This window comes from Lysobacter sp. Root76 (assembly GCF_001428685.1).
GTDB lineage: Bacteria > Pseudomonadota > Gammaproteobacteria > Xanthomonadales > Xanthomonadaceae > Lysobacter.
The window spans coordinates 278,338-300,593 of sequence record NZ_LMIK01000008.1 but is presented as its reverse complement, the minus strand read 5'-3'; the positions used below and the strand labels follow the sequence as shown (position 1 = coordinate 300,593).

The 22,256-nt window shown below is 69.3% G+C and carries 18 protein-coding genes and 1 riboswitch; of the genes, 5 read left to right on the top strand and 13 right to left on the bottom strand.

The window, feature by feature from the left end:
• Positions 1-52: 52 nt before the first annotated feature.
• The 8 genes from ASE10_RS16755 to gcvP all read right to left on the bottom strand — a co-directional run bounded on the left by ASE10_RS16755 (position 53) and on the right by gcvP (position 9,644).
• The gene (locus ASE10_RS16755) at positions 53-550 is read right to left on the bottom strand and encodes an SRPBCC family protein (RefSeq protein ID WP_055901041.1); all 498 of its coding nucleotides are present in this window, start codon (positions 548-550) and stop codon (positions 53-55) included.
• Between the two features lie 12 nt (positions 551-562).
• The gene (locus tag ASE10_RS16750) at positions 563-919 is read right to left on the bottom strand and encodes a metalloregulator ArsR/SmtB family transcription factor (RefSeq protein ID WP_055901038.1); all 357 of its coding nucleotides are present in this window, start codon (positions 917-919) and stop codon (positions 563-565) included.
• A 350-nt stretch (positions 920-1,269) separates the two neighbouring features.
• Positions 1,270-1,671, bottom strand: a complete 402-nt coding sequence (locus ASE10_RS16745; protein WP_055901035.1) for a hypothetical protein — start codon at positions 1,669-1,671, stop codon at positions 1,270-1,272.
• Positions 1,672-1,785: 114 nt separating this feature from the next.
• Positions 1,786-2,553: a LytTR family DNA-binding domain-containing protein gene (locus tag ASE10_RS16740; RefSeq protein ID WP_055901032.1), complete on the bottom strand. Its 768-nt coding sequence runs from the start codon at positions 2,551-2,553 to the stop codon at positions 1,786-1,788.
• The gene (locus ASE10_RS16735; RefSeq protein ID WP_235566522.1) at positions 2,546-3,817 is read right to left on the bottom strand and encodes a histidine kinase; all 1,272 of its coding nucleotides are present in this window, start codon (positions 3,815-3,817) and stop codon (positions 2,546-2,548) included. Before ASE10_RS16735 ends, ASE10_RS16740 begins: the two co-directional genes overlap by 8 nt.
• A gap of 232 nt (positions 3,818-4,049) precedes the next feature.
• Positions 4,050-4,913, bottom strand: coding sequence for a hypothetical protein (locus tag ASE10_RS16730; protein ID WP_055901026.1), 864 nt, complete (start codon positions 4,911-4,913; stop codon positions 4,050-4,052).
• 25 nt (positions 4,914-4,938) lie between these two features.
• Positions 4,939-6,504, bottom strand: coding sequence for an XVIPCD domain-containing protein (locus ASE10_RS16725; RefSeq protein WP_082559564.1), 1,566 nt, complete (start codon positions 6,502-6,504; stop codon positions 4,939-4,941).
• 257 nt (positions 6,505-6,761) lie between these two features.
• Positions 6,762-9,644 carry an aminomethyl-transferring glycine dehydrogenase gene (gene gcvP, locus ASE10_RS16720; protein ID WP_055901023.1) on the bottom strand — a complete coding sequence of 961 codons (2,883 nt, stop codon included), beginning with the start codon at positions 9,642-9,644 and terminating at the stop codon, positions 6,762-6,764.
• A gap of 40 nt (positions 9,645-9,684) precedes the next feature.
• Positions 9,685-9,851, bottom strand: a riboswitch (glycine riboswitch).
• 312 nt (positions 9,852-10,163) lie between these two features.
• On the opposite strand from gcvP, the gene ASE10_RS16715 reads away from it, so the two are divergent.
• The 5 genes from ASE10_RS16715 to ASE10_RS16695 all read left to right on the top strand — a co-directional run bounded on the left by ASE10_RS16715 (position 10,164) and on the right by ASE10_RS16695 (position 15,498).
• Entirely contained in the window at positions 10,164-11,009 is an 846-nt protein-coding gene (locus ASE10_RS16715) for a hypothetical protein (RefSeq protein WP_157480991.1), read from the top strand.
• 112 nt (positions 11,010-11,121) lie between these two features.
• Complete coding sequence (locus ASE10_RS16710) at positions 11,122-11,568, top strand: VOC family protein (protein ID WP_055901529.1); 447 nt, start codon at positions 11,122-11,124, stop codon at positions 11,566-11,568.
• Positions 11,565-12,827, top strand: a complete 1,263-nt coding sequence (locus ASE10_RS16705) for a multidrug effflux MFS transporter (protein WP_055901017.1) — start codon at positions 11,565-11,567, stop codon at positions 12,825-12,827. The genes ASE10_RS16710 and ASE10_RS16705 overlap by 4 nt, the downstream gene beginning before the upstream one ends.
• 14 nt (positions 12,828-12,841) lie before the next feature.
• Complete coding sequence (locus ASE10_RS16700; protein ID WP_055901015.1) at positions 12,842-14,119, top strand: DegT/DnrJ/EryC1/StrS family aminotransferase; 1,278 nt, start codon at positions 12,842-12,844, stop codon at positions 14,117-14,119.
• Positions 14,120-14,199: 80 nt separating this feature from the next.
• Positions 14,200-15,498 (top strand): M1 family metallopeptidase, encoded by a 1,299-nt coding sequence (locus ASE10_RS16695; protein WP_055901012.1) that lies wholly within the window; start codon positions 14,200-14,202, stop codon positions 15,496-15,498.
• Here ASE10_RS16695 and ASE10_RS16690 read toward each other — a convergent pair.
• The 5 genes from ASE10_RS16690 to ASE10_RS16670 all read right to left on the bottom strand — a co-directional run bounded on the left by ASE10_RS16690 (position 15,474) and on the right by ASE10_RS16670 (position 21,204).
• The gene (locus tag ASE10_RS16690; RefSeq protein ID WP_055901010.1) at positions 15,474-16,772 is read right to left on the bottom strand and encodes an amino acid permease; all 1,299 of its coding nucleotides are present in this window, start codon (positions 16,770-16,772) and stop codon (positions 15,474-15,476) included. The two genes, ASE10_RS16695 and ASE10_RS16690, sit on opposite strands and share 25 nt — an antisense overlap.
• The gene (locus tag ASE10_RS16685) at positions 16,769-17,872 is read right to left on the bottom strand and encodes an aromatic ring-hydroxylating dioxygenase subunit alpha (RefSeq protein WP_055901006.1); all 1,104 of its coding nucleotides are present in this window, start codon (positions 17,870-17,872) and stop codon (positions 16,769-16,771) included. Before ASE10_RS16685 ends, ASE10_RS16690 begins: the two co-directional genes overlap by 4 nt.
• A 106-nt stretch (positions 17,873-17,978) precedes the next feature.
• Positions 17,979-18,203: a hypothetical protein gene (locus ASE10_RS16680; RefSeq protein ID WP_055901004.1), complete on the bottom strand. Its 225-nt coding sequence runs from the start codon at positions 18,201-18,203 to the stop codon at positions 17,979-17,981.
• A gap of 1 nt (position 18,204) precedes the next feature.
• A complete protein-coding gene (locus ASE10_RS16675) occupies positions 18,205-18,834 on the bottom strand; it encodes a TlpA disulfide reductase family protein (RefSeq protein ID WP_082586130.1) in 630 nt (209 codons plus the stop codon).
• Positions 18,835-19,203: 369 nt separating this feature from the next.
• A complete protein-coding gene (locus tag ASE10_RS16670) occupies positions 19,204-21,204 on the bottom strand; it encodes a M2 family metallopeptidase (protein ID WP_056305762.1) in 2,001 nt (666 codons plus the stop codon).
• Positions 21,205-22,256: the final 1,052 nt, after the last annotated feature.

Below are 22,256 nucleotides of genomic sequence, written 5' to 3'. Positions count from 1 at the left end.
TGCGAGAGAGGACGCGGGCGCAGCGGCCCGCGTGCGAGTTCGGTCCACGCGCTCAGCCCATTGCCTGCGCAGCGCCGGCCAGGAACGCGTCGAGCTTGTCGTAACCGGCGGCGATGCCCTGTTCCATGTTGCTGGCGAGCGCGCCGTCGCGGGCCTCGCGTGAGGCGTAGACCACCGTGGTGACCAGGGTGGTCTTGCCGTCGCGTTCGCTCAGCACCGCGGTGCCGACGGTTTCGCCGCCGGTCCAGTCCTGGTCGAATCGCTCGGTGCGGACGATGCGTTGCGGCCGTTCGATCTCGCGGTGCACGCCGCCCAGACCCATCTCCACGCCTTCCGGGCCGTTCCAGACGAAGCGGTAGGCGCCGCCGACGCGCAGGTCGACTTCGCATACGCTCAGGGTCCAGCCGTCGGGGCCGTGGAACCAGCGCTTGAGCAACTCGGGTTTGGTCAGGGCGTCGAACACCAGTTCGCGCGGCGCGTCGAACGCGCGCGTGATCACGATCTCGCGTTCGCCGGGGGCGGTGAGGCTGAGGGCGTTATGGGCGTGCATGGGCGGGATTCCTTAGGGTTTTTTCCTGCGTGGTGTGGGTCGCTGTTCGGCCTGCATTTCGCCGAGCAGCGCGTCGAGGCGCTGATAGTTCTGTTCCCATATCCGGCGGTAGTGCTCCAGCCAGACGTTGGCTTCGGCCAGCGGCTGCGCTTCGATCCGGCAGGGGCGGCGCTGCGCATCGCGGCCGCGGCTGATGAGGCCGGCGTGTTCGAGCACCTTGAGGTGCTTGGAGATCGCCGGCTGGCTCATGGCGAACGGCTCGGCCAGTTCGGTCACCGTGGCTTCGCCGCTGGCGAGGCGGGCGAGGATCGCCCGTCGCGTGGGATCGGCCAGGGCGGCGAAGGTGGCGTCGAGACGTTGCGGCTGCATTTTGATAACCTACAAGTTACATAACTTGTGGGTTATATATATCCAGACGAGGCCGGCGTCAAGCGCTGTTTTTGCGAATTCGATGAGAGGCGGGGGCGACGCGGCCCGGTGGCGGCGGCCGCAGGCCGCGGCGCGACTGGCCGCTGGAACTCGCGCGGGGTCGCGGTGGCCGCTCAGGCGGCACGCGCGGATCGGCTTCGACTCAGGCCTCGCGGCGGACCGATGCGGCGCCGCGCGCACCGCGTCGGCAGGCGCTCATGCGCGCGCAGGCGCCGCGCCAGGAACCAGGCCGCGATGCCGATCGGCGGCGAGCCCGCCACGCAGGCCGGAGGTATTCGCAGCGGCTATGTTCATTGCGCCTCCGAAGCGGCGGCCGCGGCGACCGAGCCCTCGGCTTGCAGAAACTTGCAATCCGGGCTCAGCGCCGCCGCCTTGCGGCTCACGCACAGGTCGAAGCGCGCGGGCAGGCCGACGATCTCGCGGCTGCCGCCGGCGGTCATGCTGAAACGTTCGAAGGGCTCGGCGCGGCATTCGGGCCGGTTCGGCGGGCATTCGTGCGCGAACAGGGCGTAGTGGCAGTGACCGCTGTCGCTGGCGATGCACTCGAAGCGGCCGATACCGGCCCGCATGCGGCTGCGGGCATGCAGGGTGTCGTGGCCGTCGATGCTGGTTCGCGTGACCAGGGTGGTGCCGCCGGTGTCGCAGCCGAGCAGCGCGCACAGGAAATAGAGCATGGCGATCAGGTTGCGCATACAGCACCTCGGAGCGTGGGCGTACGCCGCCGGCACGCGACGCGGTCGCATGCGACGGAACTGCGGATCGGAGCCGTTTGCGGCGCGGCTCCATGTCGGACTGCTTGTGCCGGACTACATGTGCCGGAACAGCGCCATGAAGGGCTGACTCACGCTGAGCGTTTCCGGGCGCTGTTTCAGCCGCACCGTGCCGCGGCCGCTGTCGTCGCGCATGATCGCCGCGATCGCTTTCAGGTTGACGATGGTCGAACGATGGATCTGCTTGAACGCATTCGGGTCCAGCATCGACAGCAGTTCGCGGATCGGCGTGCGCAACAGCGCTTCGCCGTCGGCGGTGACTACGGTGGTGTACTTGTGGTCGGCGCGGAAATAGGCGACGTCGTCGATCAGGATCAGACGGGTCTCGCGGCCGGCGCTGGCGGTGATCCAGGTCAGCGCGGGCGCTTCCGGCCGCGGCAGCTCGGCGCCGAGCCGGCGCAACAGCGCGGCCAACTCCGCCGCATCCGGGTTGTCGCCGGCACGGCTGGCCTGCAGGCGCTTGACCGTGGCGGCCAGGCGCTCGGGGGCGATCGGCTTGAGCAGGTAGTCGATCGCACCGCGCTCGAAGGCGTCGACCGCATATTGATCGTAGGCGGTGACGAACACGATGCGGGTCCGCGGACCCGCTTCGGCTGCGGCCGCCGCCACTTCCAGTCCGCTCAGTCCCGGCATGCGGATGTCGAGGAAGGCGACCTCGGGCTGGTGCGTGGCGATGGCCTCCAGCGCCTCGGCGCCGTCCTCGCATTCCACGATCACTTCCAGCTCCGGCCAGGCCTGGGCCAGCAGATCCACCAGGGCCTGGCGCAACAGTGCTTCGTCTTCGGCGATGACGGCCTTAGCCATGATGTGCGTCTCGATGAAAAGCGGCGGGGACCGTGATGGTCGCGGCCACGCCGTTGGGGAAATTGGCGACCACGGCCAGCGACGCGTCGTTGCCGTAGAGCAGTCGCAAGCGTTCGCGCACGTTCTTCAGGCCGATGCCGGTGCCGCCGGGCTGGCTGCCGAAGCCTTCGCCGTCGTCGGCCACCGTGACCGCGACGTTGGCGCCGTCGCGACGGGCCAGGATCCAGACCATGCCGCCGCCGCTGCGCGGTTCCAGGCCGTGCTTGATCGCATTCTCGACCAGGGTCTGCAGCATCATCGGCGGCAGCGGCGTGGCGCGCAGGATCTCCGGCACGTCGATCTGCAGCGACAGGCGCGGGCCCATGCGGATGCGCAGGATCTCCAGGTAGGCCAGGGCACGTTCGAGTTCCTCGCCCAGCGTCGACATCGAATCCTCGGTGCGCGGCAGCGAGTGGCGCAGGTACTGGATCAGATGGCCGAGCATCTCGTCGGCGCGCGCCGGATCGCTGCGGGTCAGGTACTGCGCGCTGGCCAGGGTGTTGTAGAGGAAGTGCGGCTCGACCTGGGCGTGCAGCAGGTTGAGCTTGGCGACGGTGAGTTCCTTCTCGGTCACGGTCTGGGCGACTGCGGCCTGTTCGTTGCGGCGCCGCTCGGCGACGCGGCGGGTGATCGCTCGCGAGATCGCCTCGGCGTTCTCCAGGTTGGTGCCGTCGTCGACCCGGAACCAGTCGCTCCACGCGCCGCTTTCGGGTTCGCAGACCAGGGTGACGCTGCCGCTGCCGGCGCGCGGCGCGACCATCGCCAGGATCTGGTTGCGCGGCACGTTGAACCAGTTGAGCGGGTTGTAGCGCCCCAGCGGGCGTCGGCCGTAAGTGTCGGGACGCCGCACCTTGGCGCGTACCTGCAGGCTGTCGCGCGCGCTTTCGATTTCCTCGCTGCGCGGCAGTTCGCGGATCGCGGCGTCGAGCAGGTCGAAGGTTTCGCCGGCTTCGAACGGCACCTCGATTTGGCGGCGCTGGCGGTTGGCCAGCGTGCCGCCGTCGATGTGCCCGGCGATCAGGCGCACCCGGCGCAGGTGCGAGAACGCACCGGTGATGACGAACGCGGTGACCACGAATCCCACCAGGAACACGGGCCAGGGATCGTTGTCGCCGTGGTAGCCGCCTTGCGGGCTGGGCAGCGCCGACCACATCAGGGCCAGGAAGAAGAACAGCAATACCCAAGCGGCAATGATGCGGGCTAGGAACAGGATGCTCTTGATCACGGGGTGGTCCGTCGGCGTTATTGCGATGAAGCATAGCGACGCGCCGCACCGGGCATAGGGGGGCGGCGACGAAACCGGGCGTGGGGCGACGAAAGCGGCCGGCGCGGGAACCGGGCGTCCGCGGGGATGCGATGTGTTCGCTGTTTGCGGCGAGCGATCCGGCTGGAGGTCGCTGCCGTGTTCCCAGGAGTCTCAGCGCGAACCGGCCAGCGGCCGGTCGCGTCAGGGGCGTTTACTTGCCCGGGGTCACGAAGCGGTCGTTGTTCGGATCGGCGCAGTGGGCCTGGTCGTCCGCGGCGCAGGGCCACAGCGAGCGCGGGACGCTGTCGCGGACTATGAAGCGGTCGCCGGTCCAGACCAGGAAGCCGCCATGGGCCATGCCGCCGGCCTCGAAGCTGCGCTCGTCGTCGACGGGCAAGGGCTGTTCGGGATCGGATTCCACCACCCAGCGCAGCGCCGGAACCCGGTCCAGGCGGCTGTCGTCGATCGCGACGGCGTTGGCGCCCAGCGCGCGATAGCGCTGCAGGCGTTTGCCGCCCAGGGTTTTGTTCGGGTTGGCCAGGGTATGCGTCACGTCCACGGGCGCTTTGCCGGCGACTATGCGGTAGGCGCGCAATCCGGAATCGACGTATTCGGCGCGCGGCTGGCCGCAGATGCGCTGCGCTTCGGCCGCCGGTTCGCTGAAGCTGGCGCCGACGATGTCGCCGCAGGCGGCGCGTACCTGCAGCAGATAGCCGGTCACGCCTGGCGTGCTGCCCTGGAACGAGCGTAGCCAGAAACCGAACTTGGGTCCGTTCTGGTCGATGACCAGATAATCCGCGGCGCCCTGGGGGAGGGCGACCTCGACCACGTACGCCTTGCCCTGCAGATAGCGCTGCCGCAGTTCGCGCGGCACCAGCACGTCGCGGGTGGGCAGCGAGAGCAGGAACTCGGCGATCGCCGCCGGGGCCGCCTGGTAGCGGCCTGCGTCGGATTGCAGTCCGCTCGCCCCGGACAGGCCCGGCAGGCGTTCGCCGGCGTTGCGCGGCGCCGACACCGAGGTGCTGGCGCAACCCGCCAACAGCAGGCCGAACAGCAGGCCGAGTTTCGAACGCATGAACGCTCCTGATTCGCGCATCGGCTCAGCCCATCCGACGCACGGGCGAATCCTGGGTTTGCGACTGCGACTGCGCGGGCTGGGCCAGCGCTGGTTCCTGCGCGGCAGTCTGGTTGAAGGCATCCAATCGCGCCAGGCTGGTGTGCGCCGGCGTGTTGGCGGCGACGTCGACCGACAAGGCCACGCGCTGCGCCGCAGGATCGCCCATGCGGCCCTGGACCAGGAACAGCATCTCGCCGGCGCGCAGTTGATCGGTGGCGCGGTTCGGCGCCACATGATCGACCTGGGTCAGGCCGTTGATCTTGGCCGCGTTCAACAGGCTCAGGTTGATCTCATCGACGCGCTGCGTGTAGGGCTCGCCGAGCGCACGCACATGGCCGTCGATCTGGCCGTGCATACGGTGATCGACATGGCGCGGATCGGAAGGGTGGCGCGCTGGTTCCTGTTCGCCATTGGGCGCGTTCTCTCGCGCGGGCGGCTGTGCGCCTTCGCGTGCCGGCGGTTGCGCGGGCTCGCCCTGCGGCCGCGCCTGGCCGGCTTCGGGTTGGGCGCGCTCCTGTTGCTGGGCCGGCGCCACCGAGGTCAGCACGTATTGCCAGCGGGTCTGGTTTTCGTTGCCGCGGACGGTGGTCACGAACGCGTCGTACTCGCCGCCGCCGATGGTCTGGCAGCCCGCGGAGTCGGTGTTGTTGTTGCTGCCGCGATGGATCTTGAAGGTGTTGTTGAGGTCCTGCACGCCGCCGACGTCGCGAGCGTCGAACCAGCCGTCGGCGTTGGTGTCGCGCTGGACCCGGCCGGCGCCGTCGCGCACCGCCTCGGGGGTCGGGCGCAGCGAAAACTCGGCGGGATGGTTGCGGCGCGGGTGGGTGGTCTGGAGCATCTCGGTCGTGCCCTCGCCGAGCCGGCCGAGGTCGCGCACGTCGTCGCCGTTGACGTCGTCGCCTTCGATCTTGCGCCGGGTCACGTCCTCGTAGCCGGGCGACGCTTCCAGGCGCGGCGCCTGGCGCTGGGTGTCGGCGTAGATGCGGTTGCCGTCGCTGCCGGCGTGATGATCGTACTGCGCGGTGGGTTCGGTGGTGACGCTGTTGAACTCGCGCGCGTGGCGCTCGCCGTTGGCGTCCTTCCAGACCACCGCGATGCGGTCGTCGTAGACGCCCTGGCCGTTGCGCTCGGTGGTCTGGGTTTCATTGCGCAGGCCCAGAATGACTCGGTCCTGGCCGTTCAAGGCATCGCGCGCGGCCTGGTTGCCACGGGTGCCGATCACGCTGGCGTAGACGTCGTACTGCTGCGCCTGCGACAGCTCGCGGGTCTCGTCGGCGGTGGGGAAGCGCGGCGCCGCGGTTGCGCCGCGCAGTCGCTCCAGGGTCGGGTTGAGCGCGGTCGCGTCCTCGCCCGAGAGTGCGTCCGGCGCGCGCAGCGCGGTCAGGCGCTCTTGGGCGCGGACGGCGACGTAGCGGTCCAGCGACTCCTGCACCACTGCGTCCTGGTCCAGGCGCAGCGCGTCCAGGCGGGCCGCGGCTTCGCGGTTCTGGCCGCGGTTGAGCAGGGCGACGACTTCGTCGGCCGAGGCATTGATGTCGAGTTCGGGCATGGGAAAGTCCTTTTCCGATTGAGCGATGTTCGGTCGTGCTGCGTCCCTGGCGGGCCGGCGCGGCCGGTCGGCCCACGCGAGGCGGACCGGTTGCGGCCGAGGTTAACACCGGCCCGCGGCCGTTACATCTCGGCGGGCGGGGGCGTGCGCGGGCTGCGCCGGGACGGTGGTCCGGCGCGGCGATTCGCCGGCCGATGGCATGGACACAAAAAAGCCCCGCGTCGCGGGGCTCTTTCGTTACGGCGGAGCGGGGCGGATCAGGCCTCGGTTTCCTCTTCCTTGTAGGCGTCGACCGGGATGCAGGCGCACATGACGTTCTTGTCGCCGTAGACGTTGTCCACGCGCGCGACCGGCGGCCAGTACTTCTGCAGCTTCAGGCTGGGCAGCGGGAACGCGGCCAGCTCGCGCGGATAGGCGTGGGTCCACTCGCTGGCCGAGACCGCGGTGGCGGTGTGCGGGGCGTGCTTGAGCGGGTTGTCCTCGCGGTCCAGCTTGCCTTCCTCGACCGCGCGGATTTCGTCGCGGATCTGGATCATGGCGTCGATGAAGCGGTCCAGCTCGTGCTGCGATTCGCTCTCGGTCGGCTCGACCATCAGGGTGCCGGCGACCGGGAAGCTCAGGGTCGGGGCATGGAAGCCGAAGTCGATCAGGCGCTTGGCCACGTCCTCGGCGCCGATGCCGGTGGCGTCCTTGAGCGGGCGCAGGTCGAGGATGCACTCGTGCGCGACCAGGCCGTTGCGGCCGGTGTAGAGGGTCTCGTAGTGCGGCGCCAGGCGCTTGGCGATGTAGTTGGCGTTGAGCAGCGCGACCTGGGTCGCCTTGCGCAGGCCGGATGCGCCCATCAGGGTGATGTACATCCACGAGATCGGCAGGATCGAAGCCGAGCCGAAGCTGGCCGCCGACACCATGCCGACCGCGCCTTCCGCGCCCAGGGTGCGCGGAAGGAAGGGGGCCAGGTGCGACTTGACCGCGCAGGGGCCGACGCCGGGACCGCCGCCGCCGTGCGGAATGCAGAAGGTCTTGTGCAGGTTGAGGTGCGACACGTCCGAGCCCCACTTGCCGGGCTTGGCCACGCCGACCAGGGCGTTCATGTTGGCGCCGTCGGTGTAGACCTGGCCGCCGTGGGCGTGGACGATCTCGCAGATCTCGACCACGTCTTCTTCGAACACGCCGTGCGTGGACGGGTAGGTGATCATCAGCGCGGCCAGGCGGTCGCTGTACTTCTCGGCGGCGCGGCGGATGTCCTCGACGTCGACGTTGCCGTTGCTGTCGCACTTGGTGACCACGACCTGCATGCCGCACATCTGCGCCGAGGCCGGGTTGGTGCCGTGGGCGGATTCCGGGATCAGGCAGATGTCGCGATGGCCTTCGTTGCGCGAGCGGTGGTAGGCGCGGATCGCCAGCAGGCCGGCGTATTCGCCCTGCGCGCCGGAATTGGGCTGCAGGCTGACCGCGTCGTAGCCGGTGCACTCGACCAGCATCGCTTCGAGTTCGTCGATCAGCTGCTTGTAACCGGTGGCCTGGTCGGCCGGGGCCAGCGGATGCAGGTTGCCGAACTCCGGCCAGGTCACCGGGATCATCTCGGCGGTGGCGTTGAGCTTCATGGTGCAGCTGCCCAGCGGGATCATGGTGCGATCCATCGCCAGGTCCTTGTCGGCCAGCGCGCGCATGTAGCGCAGCAGTTCGTGTTCGCTGTGGTGGGTGTTGAACACCGGATGCTGCAGGAACGCGCTGGTGCGCACCAGGCCCGACGGCAGAGCGTCGGCGGTGATCGCGTCGAGCGCATCGATATCGTCGATGCGGGCGCCGAACAACGCCGCCAGTTGCACGACTTCGGCGCGGGTGGTGGTTTCGTCCAGGCTGATGCCGACCCGGTTCGGGTCGCCGGAATAATTCAGGTTGATGCCTGCCGCGATCGCCTTGGCGCGCACCGCTTCGGCGTCGACGCCGACGATGTCCAGGGTGTCGAAGAAGTCCGGACCGACGGCGATGCCGGCCTGGCGCAGCGCGCCGGCCAGGATCGCGGCCAGCCGGTGCACGCGGCGCGCGATCCGGGTCAGGCCTTCGGGGCCGTGGTAGACCGCGTACATCGAGGCCATCACCGCCAGCAGCACCTGCGCGGTGCAGATGTTGGACGTCGCCTTCTCGCGGCGGATGTGCTGCTCGCGGGTCTGCAGCGTCAGGCGGTAGGCCGGCTTGCCTTCGGCGTCGATCGAGACGCCGATCAGGCGGCCCGGCATCGAGCGCTTGTAGGCGTCGCGGCAGGCCATGAAGGCCGCGTGCGGGCCGCCGAAGCCGAACGGCACGCCGAAGCGCTGGCTGTTGCCGACCACGATGTCGGCGCCCCATTCGCCGGGCGCGGCGATCAGGGTCAGGGCGAGCAGGTCGGTGGAGACCGCGACCAGGCCGCCGCGCGCGTGCACGGCGTCGGCCAGGGCCTTGTGGTCGCCGATCTGGCCACGGGTGTTGGGGTACTGCAGCAGCACGCCGAAGCTGTCGACGTTGAGCGCTGCGCTGTCGTCGCCGACCTGGACGTCGATGCCCATGGCCTCGGCGCGGGTGTGCAGCACTTCCAGCGTCTGCGGGTGCACGTCCTTGGAGACGAAGAACAAGTTGGACTTGGACTTGGCCGAGCGCTTGGCCAGGGTCATGGCCTCGGCCGCGGCGGTGGCTTCGTCGAGCAGCGAGGCGTTGGCGATCTCCATCCCGGTCAGGTCGGCGACCATGGTCTGGAAGTTGATCAGCGCTTCCATGCGGCCCTGCGAGATTTCCGCCTGGTAGGGCGTGTAGGCCGTGTACCAGGCCGGGTTCTCGAGAATGTTGCGCAGGATCACGTTCGGGGTCAGCGTGCCGTAGTAGCCCTGGCCGATGAAGCTGCGGAAGACCTGGTTCTTGTCGGCGACGGCGCGGATCTTGGCCAGCGCCTCGACTTCGGTCATCGGCGCCGACAGCGCCAGCGGCGCGGGCGACTTGATCTTGGCCGGCACGATCGCGTCGGTCAGCGCTTCCAGCGACTCGTGGCCGACGGCGCGCAGCATGTGCGCGATCTCGGCGTCGTTGGGGCCGATATGGCGTTCCAGGAAGGCGTCGTGGTGCTCGAGGTCGCGCAGGGAAGCATCGCGCAGGGAAGCATGGGTCATGGCAGGGGGCGTCCGAAGGCAGCGTGCGGTGCCGCACGCGAGGCGCCCCTCTGTCCTTTTGCCTGAGAGTTTGGAAGCGCCGCTGCATACAGGCAGCTGGGGGAGGGCATCCTGGGTAGGATCGCTCCTGTACGGCTCGCTTCGTGCCCCTTCGGCGCCGGTTCCGCCTGATCGATCCGGGCGGTCGGTCTCTCCAGAGTTTTGTACACGCGGCGGTATGGGGCCTGAGCGATTACGGGCGTTGCGCCTTCGGCAGCGGTCGGTTCCCTTGCGGGGCCGGCCGGCTTCTCCCACCGCGTGTTTCAAGCTCGGGATTATAGCCGCTTGCCGCGGCCGGGTCAGCGGCCGAGCGGTTCAGTTTGCGGCGATAGGTCGTACCATGGGACTCCGCCGTCTGTAGGCCAGTCCATCGTCTATGCACCCTTGCCAGGTCGAAAGGATCCAGGGGGATCGACAGGCCGCATCGTCGCAACGCCAGCGCCGCCCGCAAGCGCGCCGCCGGGCATGGAGCGCGACGCCATGAGCGACGGATCGGGCGCGCCCGCGCCGAAGCGGGCGAAGCGCAAGCGCAATCGCGCCGACGGGGGCGGCGCCCAGGGCTCGTCCCCGACGGCGGCCAAACCCTCCCGGCCGCCGCTCTCTGTCGAGGCCGCGGCGGACGCGCGTCTTGCGGGCGATGCCTGGGCGATACGCGCCTGGCGTCGCCTGATCGACGAACCCAGCCTGGGCCTGAGCGTCGCCTACTTGCTGGTGTCGATGATCGGGCTGTGGGCGAACTACTGGTTCTATCGCCAGTTCGGCCTGCCGATCCTGGAGTACATGCAGGCCAGCGACTATCTGGTCGCCGGGCTGCGCGACCCGCTGTATGCGCTGGTCCTGGCCGGCTCGGTGGTGGTGTCGTGGCTGATCAGCTGGCCCGAGATCTTCCGCAAGCAACACCCGCGCCGGGTGCGCGAATACCAGCGACGCTGGTGGGGCCGCGTGGTGTTTCCGGAATCGGACGTGTTCCGCTGGACCCTCATGCGGCTGAAGCCGGAGACCGGCATCGCCATCGGGGTGTGCCTGGGCTTGGCGGGTGCGATCTGTTCCTACGTGATCGGCAAGGCCAACCTGATCCGCGACCACGGCGCCGGTCATTCGGTGCGCGTGACCTTGGCCGGCGAGGCCGCTGCGCTGCCCGGCAGTGCGCGCCTGCTCGGCACCAGCAGCGCCTACGTGTTCTTGTGGTGGCCGCAGGCGCGGCGCGCCGAAGCGGTGCCGATCGAGAGCATCGGCCGATTGCAGGCGCTGGGGTTCGTCCGCAAGCGCGACTCCGCGCCCGCCAAGACGACGGCGCCGGCCGCCGCGACTACCGCCGAGCCTTGAATGCCGCACCATCGCGACGATCGAACGACCGATCCGGACAAGCTCGCATGACGCCGTCGCGACGACGCGGTTGTATGCTGTCGCGATCCCCTCGATCCCGCGGATGCATCGCATGAGCGCACCCCCGTTTCAGCTGTTGCAACTCGATCACATCGTGTTGCGGGTGCGCGATCCCGAGGCCATGGTCGCGTTCTACTGCGACGTGCTCGGCTGCAGCGTGGAGCGTCGCCAGGACGAGATCGGCCTGATCCAGCTGCGCGCCGGCCAGTCGCTGATCGACCTGGTCGGCGTCGACGGCAAGCTCGGCCGCATGGGCGGCGCCGCGCCCGGGGCCGAGGGCCGCAACATGGACCACCTGTGCCTGCGCGCCGATCCCTTCGACCGCGACGCGATCCTCGCCCACCTGCACGCGCACGAGGTGCGTGTCGGCGATTTCGGTTCGCGCTACGGCGCGCAGGGCGAGGGTCCTTCGCAGTATCTGTTCGATCCGGAAGGCAACCTGGTCGAACTCAAGGGCCCGCCGGATCCGCTGCCCGCTGCGACGGCGACGAACGGATGAGCGATCCCGCGACACCGCGGCCGGCGGCCAAGCCGGCGCGCTATCTGGCGCCGCTGCTCGCCGGCCTGGCGATGTTCGGGCCGTTCTCGATCGACACCATCTTCCCGGCGTTTCCGGCGATGGGGGCCGAGTTTGGCGCCGACAAGCTGGCGATGCAGCAGACCATCAGCGTCTATCTGATCGCGTACGCGCTGATGAGCATCGTCCACGGCCCGCTGTCGGACGCGATCGGGCGCCGCCGCGTGATCATCGGCGGCCTGGTCGTCTTCACCCTGGCCTCGGTCGGCTGCGCGCTGTCGCGCGACCTGGGCACCTTGCTGATCTTCCGCGCGGTGCAGGGCCTGTCGGCCGGCGTCGGCCTGATCGTCGGACGCGCGGTGATCCGCGACGTGCTGCAGGGCGACGACGCGCAACGGCTGATGAGCAACGTCTCGATGATCTTCGGCATCGCCCCGGCGATCGCACCGATCATCGGCGGCTGGATCCTGGGCTGGAGCCATTGGCCGGCGATCTTCTGGTTCCTGGTCGCGTTCTCGGTGCTGCTGCTGATCGCGACCCTGCGCGTGCTGCCGGAAACCCATCCGCCGGCGTCGCGGCTGCCGCTGGTGCCGCGCCGCCTGCTGCGCGACTACGTCGCGATCTTCATCAACCCGCGCTTCCAGCGCCTGACCGCGGCCAGCGCCTTCAACTTCGGCGCCCTGTTCCTATATATCTCGTCGGCACCGGCGTTCGTGCTCGATCTGCTGGGTCTCAACGAGCGCGAGTTCGCCTGGTTCTTCGTGCCGATGATCGGCGGCATGGTCGTCGGCGCGTTCGTGTCCGGCCGCACGGCCGGCAAGGTCGGCGGCCAGCGCATGGTCCGGATCGGTTTCGCCTGCACGATCCTGGCGATGGCGCTCAACGTCGCCTACAACCTGTTCGACGCCACCCCGCAGGTGCCGTGGGCGGTGATTCCGATTTCGCTGTGTTCGTTCGGCGTGGCCCTGGTGTTCCCGATCGTGACCTTGTCGATCCTGGACATGTACCCGCGCCAGCGCGGTTCGGCTTCGTCCCTGCAGGCCTTCACCGGCCTGGTGCTCAACGCACTGATCGCCGGCGTGCTGTCGCCGATGGTCAGCGGCAGCGGCGTCTCGCTGGCGATCGCCGGACTGGCGTTCGTGGTGGTGGGCTGGGCGTTCTGGCGCTGGGAAGCCGCGCGTTCGTGGCAGGCCCCGACGACCCCGGACGCGCCCGCGATCGAACCGCCGGAAACGCTCTGACGCAGGCGTCAGCGATGCTGCCGCGGCAACGGCCCGATATCGGCTGGCTCGACCTCGCCCACGCGGCGGCTTATGCATTGCGCGGCGGCGATCCCGAACGCGCCCAGGCCGCGGCCGAGGCCGGCGCCGATGCGCTCGCCGGCGACGGCCGCTGCAGCCTCATCAGCCTGTCGGTGCGCAGCGGCTTCGATCGTCTGCTCGCGACCCTGCAACTGGCGCCGGGCAGCGAGGTGCTGGTATCGGCGGTGACCATCCGCGACATGATCGCGGTAATCGAACGGCACGGCCTGAAGGCGGTGCCGGTGGACGTGGACGCCGACACGCTGAGCCTGGACGAAACCGCACTGGCCGCGGCGCTCACGCCGCGCAGCCGCATGCTGCTCGTCGCGCATCTGTTCGGCAGCCGCATGCCGCTGCAGGGCGCGCTGGCGTTCGCGCGCCGGCACGGTCTGCTGCTGGTCGAGGACGGTGCCCAGGCCTACACCGGCGACGGCTGGTTCGGCGAGGCGGGCTGCGATGTCAGCCTGCTCAGTTTCGGCCCGATCAAGACCGCGACCGCGCTCGGCGGCGCCTTGCTGCGCTTTGCCGATCCCGACCTGGGCGAGCGCGTGCGCGCGGCGCAGGCGGGCCTGCCGTTGCAGCCGACCCTCGCATTCGCGCAGCGGGTCGGCAAGTACGCGCTGCTCAAAGCCTTGACCGGTCGCGTTGCTTACTGCCTGTTTTATCGCGCCTGCTGTGCGTTCGGCGTCGACCACGACGCCCTGATCAATCGTTCGGTGCGCGGCTTCGCCGGTGGCGAGCTGTTCCAGCGCATCCGCCACCGGCCGTGCGCGGCGCAGTCGCGGTTGTTGCTGCGGCGCCTGCGCGCTTACCCGCCGGCGCGCGTGGCGGCACGCACGCAGCGCGGCGAGCGGCTGCTGGCGGCGCTGCCGCTAGCGCGGCCCGGGCGCGCGGCGACCGGCTCGACGCATTGGGTGCTGCCGGTACTCAGCGAAGACCCGCCGCGGCTGATCGCCGGCCTGCTCGCGCGCGGCTTCGACGCGACTTGCGGCGCGTCCAGCCTGTACCCGGTGCCCGGCGAGGCGCAGCCGGGCGCGGGCGACCTGCGCCGCTGCATGGCTGCGGTCGTGTACCTGCCCGCCGGAGGGCGAGCGCGATCTGCTGCGTCTGACCGAGGCCGTGCGCGCGACCGTGGCCGGCGCCCGACCGGCATGAGCCGCGGCCCGGACACCGGTACGGACGCGTTCAAACGGGCCGCGTCCGGGGACGCTAGACTTCGCCCCGACGAGTGACGGCATGACGGAACGGCATGGCAGTAGGCAGGGATAGAAACCCAGCGCGGATACGACCGCAGGCGCGCACGATCCGGCGCATGGGCCTGGTATTGGCCTTGGCCTGGGCGGCCGCCGCGCCGGCGCGCGATATCGACGTGCGCCATTACGTCGCCCGGATCGAACCCGATCTCAAGACCCGCAGCGTCAAGGGCGAGGTCTCGGTGCGCTTCGTCGCCACGGTGGATTCCACCGACCTGATCGTGCTCGACCGCGACGGCCTGGACATCGACCGGGTGCGCGAGGGCGAGCGTTCGCTGTCCTTCGACCAGACCGGGCGCGTGCTCAAGATCCGGTTGTCGCGGCCGGCGTTGCGCGGGCAGCTGCGCGAGGTCACGGTCAACTACCACGGCACGCCCAAGTTCGGCCTGCAGTTCCATCCCGAGCGGCGCCAGGTCTACACCCTGTTCTCGACCGCGCAATGGCTGGTCGGTATCGACGCGCCCGACGAGCGCGCGACCCTGGACCTGAGCGTGGCTCTGCCGACCGGACTCAAGGCGGTCGGCAACGGCTATCTGGTCGGCCGCCGCAGCCTGGGCAACGGCCTCGAACTGCACCGCTGGCGCCAGACCGTGCCAATGCCGGCCTACACCTACGGTTTCGCCGCCGGCCCGTTCGAAGAAGCCAGCGACCGCGGCAGCCGCGTGCGCCTGCGCTACCTCGGCGCCGGTTACAGCCAAAGCGAGCTGCGCCGGGTCTTCGCCGACAGCGGCGACATGCTGCGCTACTTCGAACGCCGCGCCGGCGTGCCGTATCCGGGCGGCGTCTACACCCAGGCGCTGGTCGCGCGCACGATCGGCCAGGAACTCGCCGGCTTCTCGCTGATGTCGGAAGACTACGGCCGCGGCGTGCTCGCCGACCGCCGCGACGAATCGCTGATCGCGCACGAGGCCGCGCACCAGTGGTGGGGCAACCTGGTCACCTGCCGCGACTGGGGCCACTTCTGGCTCAACGAGGGCTTCGCCAACTTCCTCGCCGCCAGCTATATGGAGCAGCGCTTCGGCCGCGAGGACTACCTCAAGCAGGTCGAGGGCTGGAAGCGCCGCTACGAGAAGCTCAAGGAAACCGGCAAGGACAAACCGCTGGTGTTCCCGGACTGGGACAAGCCCAGCGGCGACGATCGCGCCGTGGTCTACCAGAAGGGCGCCTACGTGCTGCACCTGCTGCGCGAGGAACTCGGCGACGAGCTGTTCTGGCATGGCCTGCGCGAGTACACCCGCGCCCACCGCGGCACTGCCGTGGTCACCCAGGATTTCCAGCGCTCGATGGAACAGGTCAGCGGCCGTGACCTGTCGGCGTTCTTCGCGACCTGGGTTTATCCGGCCGCGCCCGCGCGCTGACGCCGCAGGTAGTAGTGCAGCGGCAGGCCGGCGGCGACCAGCGCCGCGCCCCATAGCAGGGCCTGCGCGCCGATGCCGAACAGGGCGTACAGGCTGTAGAGCAGCGCCGCGGCCGCGACCGCGCGGCTGCGGCCCTGGCCGCGCAGCGCCCAGGCCGCGCTGCCGGCCACGTAGGGCAGCAGCGTTGCGGCGGTCGACAGCAGGATCGAGAAGGTGAACAGCTGCACCAGCGAACGGCTGTAGTTCGACAGCACCAGCGCCGAGGCCAGCGCGCTGCCGATCAGCACGCCCGCCACCGGCGTGCCGCGCGCATCGACGCGCGCGAACACCTGCGGGAACAGGCCGTCGCGCGCGGCCGCCAGCGGCAACTGCGCCGACAACAGCACCCAGCCATTGAGCGCGCCGAAGCAGGACACCGCGGCCACCAGCGCCACCGCGATCCCGGCCTGCGGCCCCCACAAGGCGCGCGCGGCGTCGGCCATGGGGGCCTGCGACGTCTGCAGGACCGACGCCGGCAGCACGCCGAGCACGGCGGTGCAGGCCAGGATGGTCGCCGCACCCGCGATCAGGGTGCCGAGCAGGGTCGCACGCGGCACCGTGGTCGCGGCGTCGCGCACCGCGCCGGCCGGCACGGTCGCCGCTTCCAGGCCGAGGAAGGCCCACAGCGTCAGCGCGGCGGTCGCGTGCGCGACCTGCGACAGGGATTCGCCGCTGGGATTGAAAGCTGCCGCCGCATGGGTATCCGCCGCGTGTGCATATGCGAACCACAGCGCGACCCCGCCGAACAGCAGCAACGGCAACAGCTTCAGCGCGGTGGTCAGCAGTTGCATGCGGCCGGCCTCGCGGATGCCGGCCAGGTTGACCGCGCTGCAGATCCACAGCGCCGCGAGCGCGCAGGCCGCGGCGCGCGCCGGAGTCGCGGTCGCCGCCGGAAACACCGCGCCCAGGCTGCCGGCGAAGGCGACCGCGATCGCGGCGTTGGCGCACCAGATCGAGATCCAGTAACTCCAGGCGATCACGAAACCGGGCGTGTCGCCGAAGGCCCGGCGGGCGTAGACATAGGGGCCGCCGCTATGCGGCCAGCGCGCCGACAGACGCGCGAAGGTCAGCGCCAGCAGCAATGCGCCGCACAGGGTGATCGCCCAGCCGATCAGGGTCGCCGAGCCGTAGGGCGCGAGCGCCGACGGCAGCAGGAATACGCCGCTGCCGATCATGCTGCCGGTAACCAGCGCGGTGGCCGACCACATACCGAGCGGTCGGCCCTGGGCGCTCATGCGCCGTTCGCGTCGGCGGCGTCGCGATAGGTCGCACGCAGCAGTTCTTGAAAGTGGTGGACCGCGTTCTCGCGCAGCGGGTTCAGGCGTCCGGCGACGTAGCTGCCCGAGGCCAGTCCGCGTTGTACGTCCTCGCAGATGGTGAGGTCTTCGAGCTGCACTTCGTCGCTGAAGGCGAGGTCGGCGTCGCGGCGTGCGCGCGCTTCGCCGGAATCGTCGCGGGTGTAGTAGAAGTCGAACACCACCCTGCAGCGATCCACGCCGACCGGCACCACCCGATTGGTCTGCAGCCGCCCCGGCAGGATGTTGAGCATGGTGTTCGGCCACAGCCAGTAGTACAGCGCGTCGCCGTCGCCGTAGAGGCCGTCGCCGCTTTCCAGCGGGCTCCATTGGTAGGAATACCAGCGCGCGGTTTCGGTGACGTAGCTGCGGTAGTCGAGCAGGCGGTTGAGGCCCGGGTGGATGTGCGGGACGTGGTAGCCCTCCAGGTAGTTGTCGATGTAGACCTTCCAGTTGCAGGCCACGTCGTAACTCACCCGGTGGTGATGGCCGTAGCCGGCCAGGCCGCGGCCGGCGCCGATGCGCGCGTCGATGTCCTGTACGAGTTCGTCGAAACCCATCGCCGGCTCGCCGACGCAGGCGAACACCATGCCCTGCCACACCTGCACGCGCAGCTGCGGCAGGCGTATGTCGGCGGGGGCGAAGTCCGGTGTCTGGCCCATCTCAGGAGCCGAGCGCAGCACGCCGTCCAGGCCGTAGGTCCAGCCGTGGTAGCGGCAGCGCAGCGCGCGCGCGGCCAGGCCGTCGCAGCTCGCTATCGGGCCGGCGCGGTGGCGGCAGACGTTGTGCAGCACGCGGATGTCGCCGTCCTCGCCGCGCACCGCGAGCACCGGCAGTCCGGCGAAGTCGGCGACGACGTGGTCGCCCGGGTTCTGCAACTGGCAAACGTGCGCGATCAGCTGCCAGCCGCGATCGAAGATCAGGCGCCGGTCCAGCGCGGCCATGCCCGGGTCGGTGTAGTAATGCGCGGGCAGGGCGGTGGCGTGCTGCAGCGGTTGCGGCGCCAGGTCGGCAGCTGCGGGGGCGGGGCGCGTGCTCATGGCCGCAGTATTGCGCCGCCGGCGCGCGCTTCGCAAAGGGGGCAGGCAAGCGGCCGACGCGGTTGCGCCGGCCGCTTGCGGACTTGCGTGGTGCCGAACGTCGGGCTTAGCCGCAGCAATAGCACTGCAGGGGCTGGCCCGGACCGCCGGGACCGAGGTCGCCGCCGAAACCCTGGCATTCCTGGCGACAGGCCCAGGCGCTGCAGGCTTCGCTTTCGGCCTGTACGCCGGCGCCGTCGCCGGCGACGACCTGGAAGGCGCCGAAGCTCATCGCGGTGGAGAACAGCAAGGCAGCCAGGGCGATGCGCACACTGCGTGTCCGATGCTTCATCTCAACTCTCCTTGGTGGTGGGGCCCGCTGGCGACGCTTCCTTGCGCCGTACCGCGGTCAGTACACCGTTGACGCCTTCCTTGGTATTGATCTCGCCCACGCGCGCGTAGCGCACGCGGCCATCGCGGCCGATCACCAGCAGCAGCGGCACGTTGCGCGCGCGGAACAGCATCGCGCTGCGCCGGTCCTGGCTGGCGATCACCGGAAACGCGAAGCCGTGCTCGCGCGCGTAGGCGTCTGCGGCGGCGGCCGGGTCCAGGGCCACACCTATCATCTCGGCGCGGCCGCCCGAGGCGGCGTCGAGCTGGCCCGCGATCGCCTTCACCAGCGGCGCCGAAGCGCGGCAGTGCGGGCAGCCGGTGGTGAAGAAGTAAAGCACCTGATAGTCGCCGGCGGGCTGGCCGAGGGTGCGGCTGGCCCCGTCCAGCGAGGCCATCGCGATGCGCGGCACGTACATGCCGATGTAGGGCTGGGTCGCGCGTTGCGACAACCAGCGTTGATTCTCGCGGGCCTGATGCAGCTGCCAGCCCAGAGCGACGACCAGCGCACTGGCCAGCGCGAGCGCGGCGATCAGCAAGGGCACGGTCCAGCGCGAGACGACCCGGCTATCCGCAGGCGTGGGGTTCGACATGTCGGCGACCGTAGCAGCGCGCGCCGACGCATAACTTGACGAGGCTCACATCGAGGCGATGCGGATTGCGACGTTGTTCGCGCTTGCCCTGGTCAATCGTCGGAACGCTTTAGCGATGTTCGAAGTCTGCCGTGGATGGCGATGCCGTCGCGGCGATCGCATGTTGCGCGGCTTCGGTATCGGACGACTGCGGAAGCAATGCGAATCGTGATTCGTCGTCGCACGGGGCTGCGCAATCGCGACTCACGTCGCTCCCACATAAGGTCGGGACCCGCGCGAGCATCGCTTCCTCAGGATGTCGTTACCCGAAAATACGAAAGGCCGGCATGCGCCGGCCTTTCGAGGCGTTGCGACGTAGCGGCGGGGCGATCAGCCCTTGCCGCCGGCCGGCTTGCTTGCGGGCTTGGCCGCGGCGACCTTGCCGTCGGCCTGCCAGCCGCAGGTCTTGCCTTCGTTCTGCTGCTTCAGCCAGGTCTGCAGCGGGGCGAAGTATTCCAGCACCGCCGAGGCGTCCATCTTCTCGCCGCCGGTGAGTTCCTTCAGGGTCTTCTGCCAGGGCTGGCTCTGGCCCTTGCTCAGCATGGCCTGGAACTTCGCGCCGGCTGCCTTGTTGCCGTAGAAGCTGCATTCGTACAGCGGGCCCTTGTAGCCCGACGCATCGCACAGCGCCTTGTAGAACTGGAACTGCAGCACGTGCGAGAGGAAGTAGCGCGTGTACGGGGTGTTGCCCGGCACGTGGTACTTGGCGCCGGCGTCGAAGAACTCTTCGCCGCGCGCGGTCGCCGGGGCCACGCCCTGGTACTTCGCCTTCAGGTCCCACCAGGCCTTGTTGTAGTCGCCCGGCTTGATCGAGCCGTCGAACACGCCCCAGCGCCAGCGGTCGATCATCAGGCCGAACGGCAGGAACGAGACCTTGGCCAGGGCCATGCGCATCTGCGCGTTGATCAGCGCCTCATTGCTCTGCTGCTGATCGCCGACCAGGCCGATCGACTGCAAATACTTGGGCGTCATCGCCAGCACGATGGTGTCGCCGATGGCCTCGTGGAAGCCGTCGTGCGCGCCGCCCTGGAACAGCGGCGGCTGCTTGTTGTAGGCCATGTAGTAATAGACGTGGCCGAGTTCGTGATAGATCGTGGTGAAGTCTTCTTCGTTGGCCTTGATGCACATCTTGGTGCGCACGTCGCCGGCCATGTTCATGTCCCAGGCGCTGGCGTGGCAGACCACGTCGCGGTCGCGCGGCTTGATGAACTGGGTCTTGCTCCAATAGGTCTCGGGCAGCTTGGGCATGCCCAGCGAGACGTAGAAGTCCTGCGCGCGTTCGGTCATCTCGCGCGCGGTCGCGAGCTGGGCGTCGACCTGCAGCTGCGCCTGCTCCTCGGGCTCGCGCGAGTCCGGGTTCTTGGCCATCTGTGCATCGAACTGCTCCTGGTACTGCGCGGCCAGCGCAGCGGTGACGTCCAGGCTGCCGGCGTTCTTGTACGGCGCCAGCACGTCCCACAGGTTGCCCCAGTCCTGCTGCCACATGTTGCCCATCAGGTGCGCGGGCAGCATGTTGCCGGCGACGTGGCCCTTGTCGGCGCCGTAGGTGGCTTCGAGCTTGGTGCGGGTGTAGCAGTGCAGCTGCTCGTACAGCGGCTTGACCTGACCCCACAGGCGATCGGTCTCGGCCGCGATCTCGGCCGGGCTCATGTCGTAGCCCGAGCGCCACATCTCGCCGGTGTCGGCGTAGCCCATGTCGCGCGCGCCTTCGTTGACCAGCTCGACGAAGCGGGTGTAGTCCTTGCGCATCGGCTGGGCGATGGTGTGCCAGCCTTGCCAGGCGTCGAGCTGGGCGTCGTAGTCGCGGCTGCTGCGCAGCACGTCTTCGAGGTCGCCGAGCTGGCGGCAGGTCTTGGCGTCGCCTTCGCCGGTGCAGTACTTGCCGGCGCCGTACATGCCGTCCATCTTGGTCGCGATCCTGGTCAGCTCGGCGAGCTTGGCCGGATCCTTCGGCGCCGGCATCGCGGTCAGCAGCTTGAGCAGCTGGATCGAACGCGCGGTGTCGGGCGTCATCTGCTGGCCTTCGAAGCGCTTGGACTGCTCGATCCAGCTGTTGAGCTGGGTCAGCCAACGTTCGTTGCTCTTGGCCGCGATCATGGCGCTGTCGTCGTTGATGAAGGTGTTCGACAGCCACTGCGCCGAACTCATCTCCGGATACATCGCCTTGTACTCGGCGTTGACGCGGGCGATGAACTGGTCGGCGGTCTCGCCCTTGGGCACGGTGGTCGGCGCGGTGCCGGTGGTGGTCGGGGTCGGTTCTTTCTTGCAACCGGCCAGGCCGATCACGGCGGCGGTAATGCTGAGCGCGAGCAGGGCGCGTAAGGGTTTCATAGGGTGTTCTCTCCGGGACGAATTACGCCGCGCCGGGCGCGGGGTGCCCCGAGGCTAGAGGCCCGTCCGGTGCCGCGCAAGGCCGGAAAGGCCCGTATGCGGGTGAATATCCGGCCTGTGCGGCGGTTCCGCTGCGGCTCTTGCCGGCACCTGCCGCGCGGCTGTGCGCAAGTTGCCGGGCGCCTGGTCCGGTCGCGGCCTTCCGCGCGGGTTCGCGCAATTTCGCGCAGGACCCGCTGCCAACGGGCGATTGGATAACGCAATGGGTGACGCATAGCGGCAACAGCCGTGCCAACTCCGTACAGCTAGCGTTCATGTTTCCGTGAAGGTTACATGAACCTTGCCTGCAGATTGCCGCTAATTTGGCGGCTACACGCGGTCTAAAGCCGTTAACTACCGGTAAATGCGATGCCACGCAAATTCCTGAATGTAGGCTTGCTGGGCCGCAAAACATCGACTACAACCGACAGCAGTCACAAAAGAATAATTTGATTTGTGACCCAGAAGCAGGAAAGGTGACGCTCCAGGACACCGGGGTTGTCGCCCGGTACGCCCAGGAAGGTCCGATTCGCGCCGGCGCCAGACGCGCTGCGCAGGACCGACCAGCCGACGCCGGGGAGGGTGTCGGAGTGCCGGGTGGGAATGTCCTGTTTGCGTTACGGGGTTTCAGGGAGAGGTAGTGAAATGCTCGACGGCGTGCGCCCGGATGGCCGCGCCGAGCCATGGATGCTCGTCCGACGCGGCTCTAGCGAGCCCTCGGGCGCGAGGTAGGAGATGGACCGGTCGCCGGCGGCAAGGGATGCCGTCGGGACGTCAGCGGCGATGATGGTGGGTGGGGAGCTCAAGGACTCGGCGGCACCGTCTGGAGACGGCGGCCGCGGCGAAGGAACGCTTTCGGCGCGGGCCGCAAGGCCGCAACGCACGACGCGAGTACCCATTGGATCGGCCGTGCCAGGGACGGTATCGAATGCGGGGCTGTAGCGAGCCCCAATGCGTGCGCCCGGAGGGCGTGCGCGACGGCCGCGGTGGCCGTCGCCGGGCAGCGCCTGTGG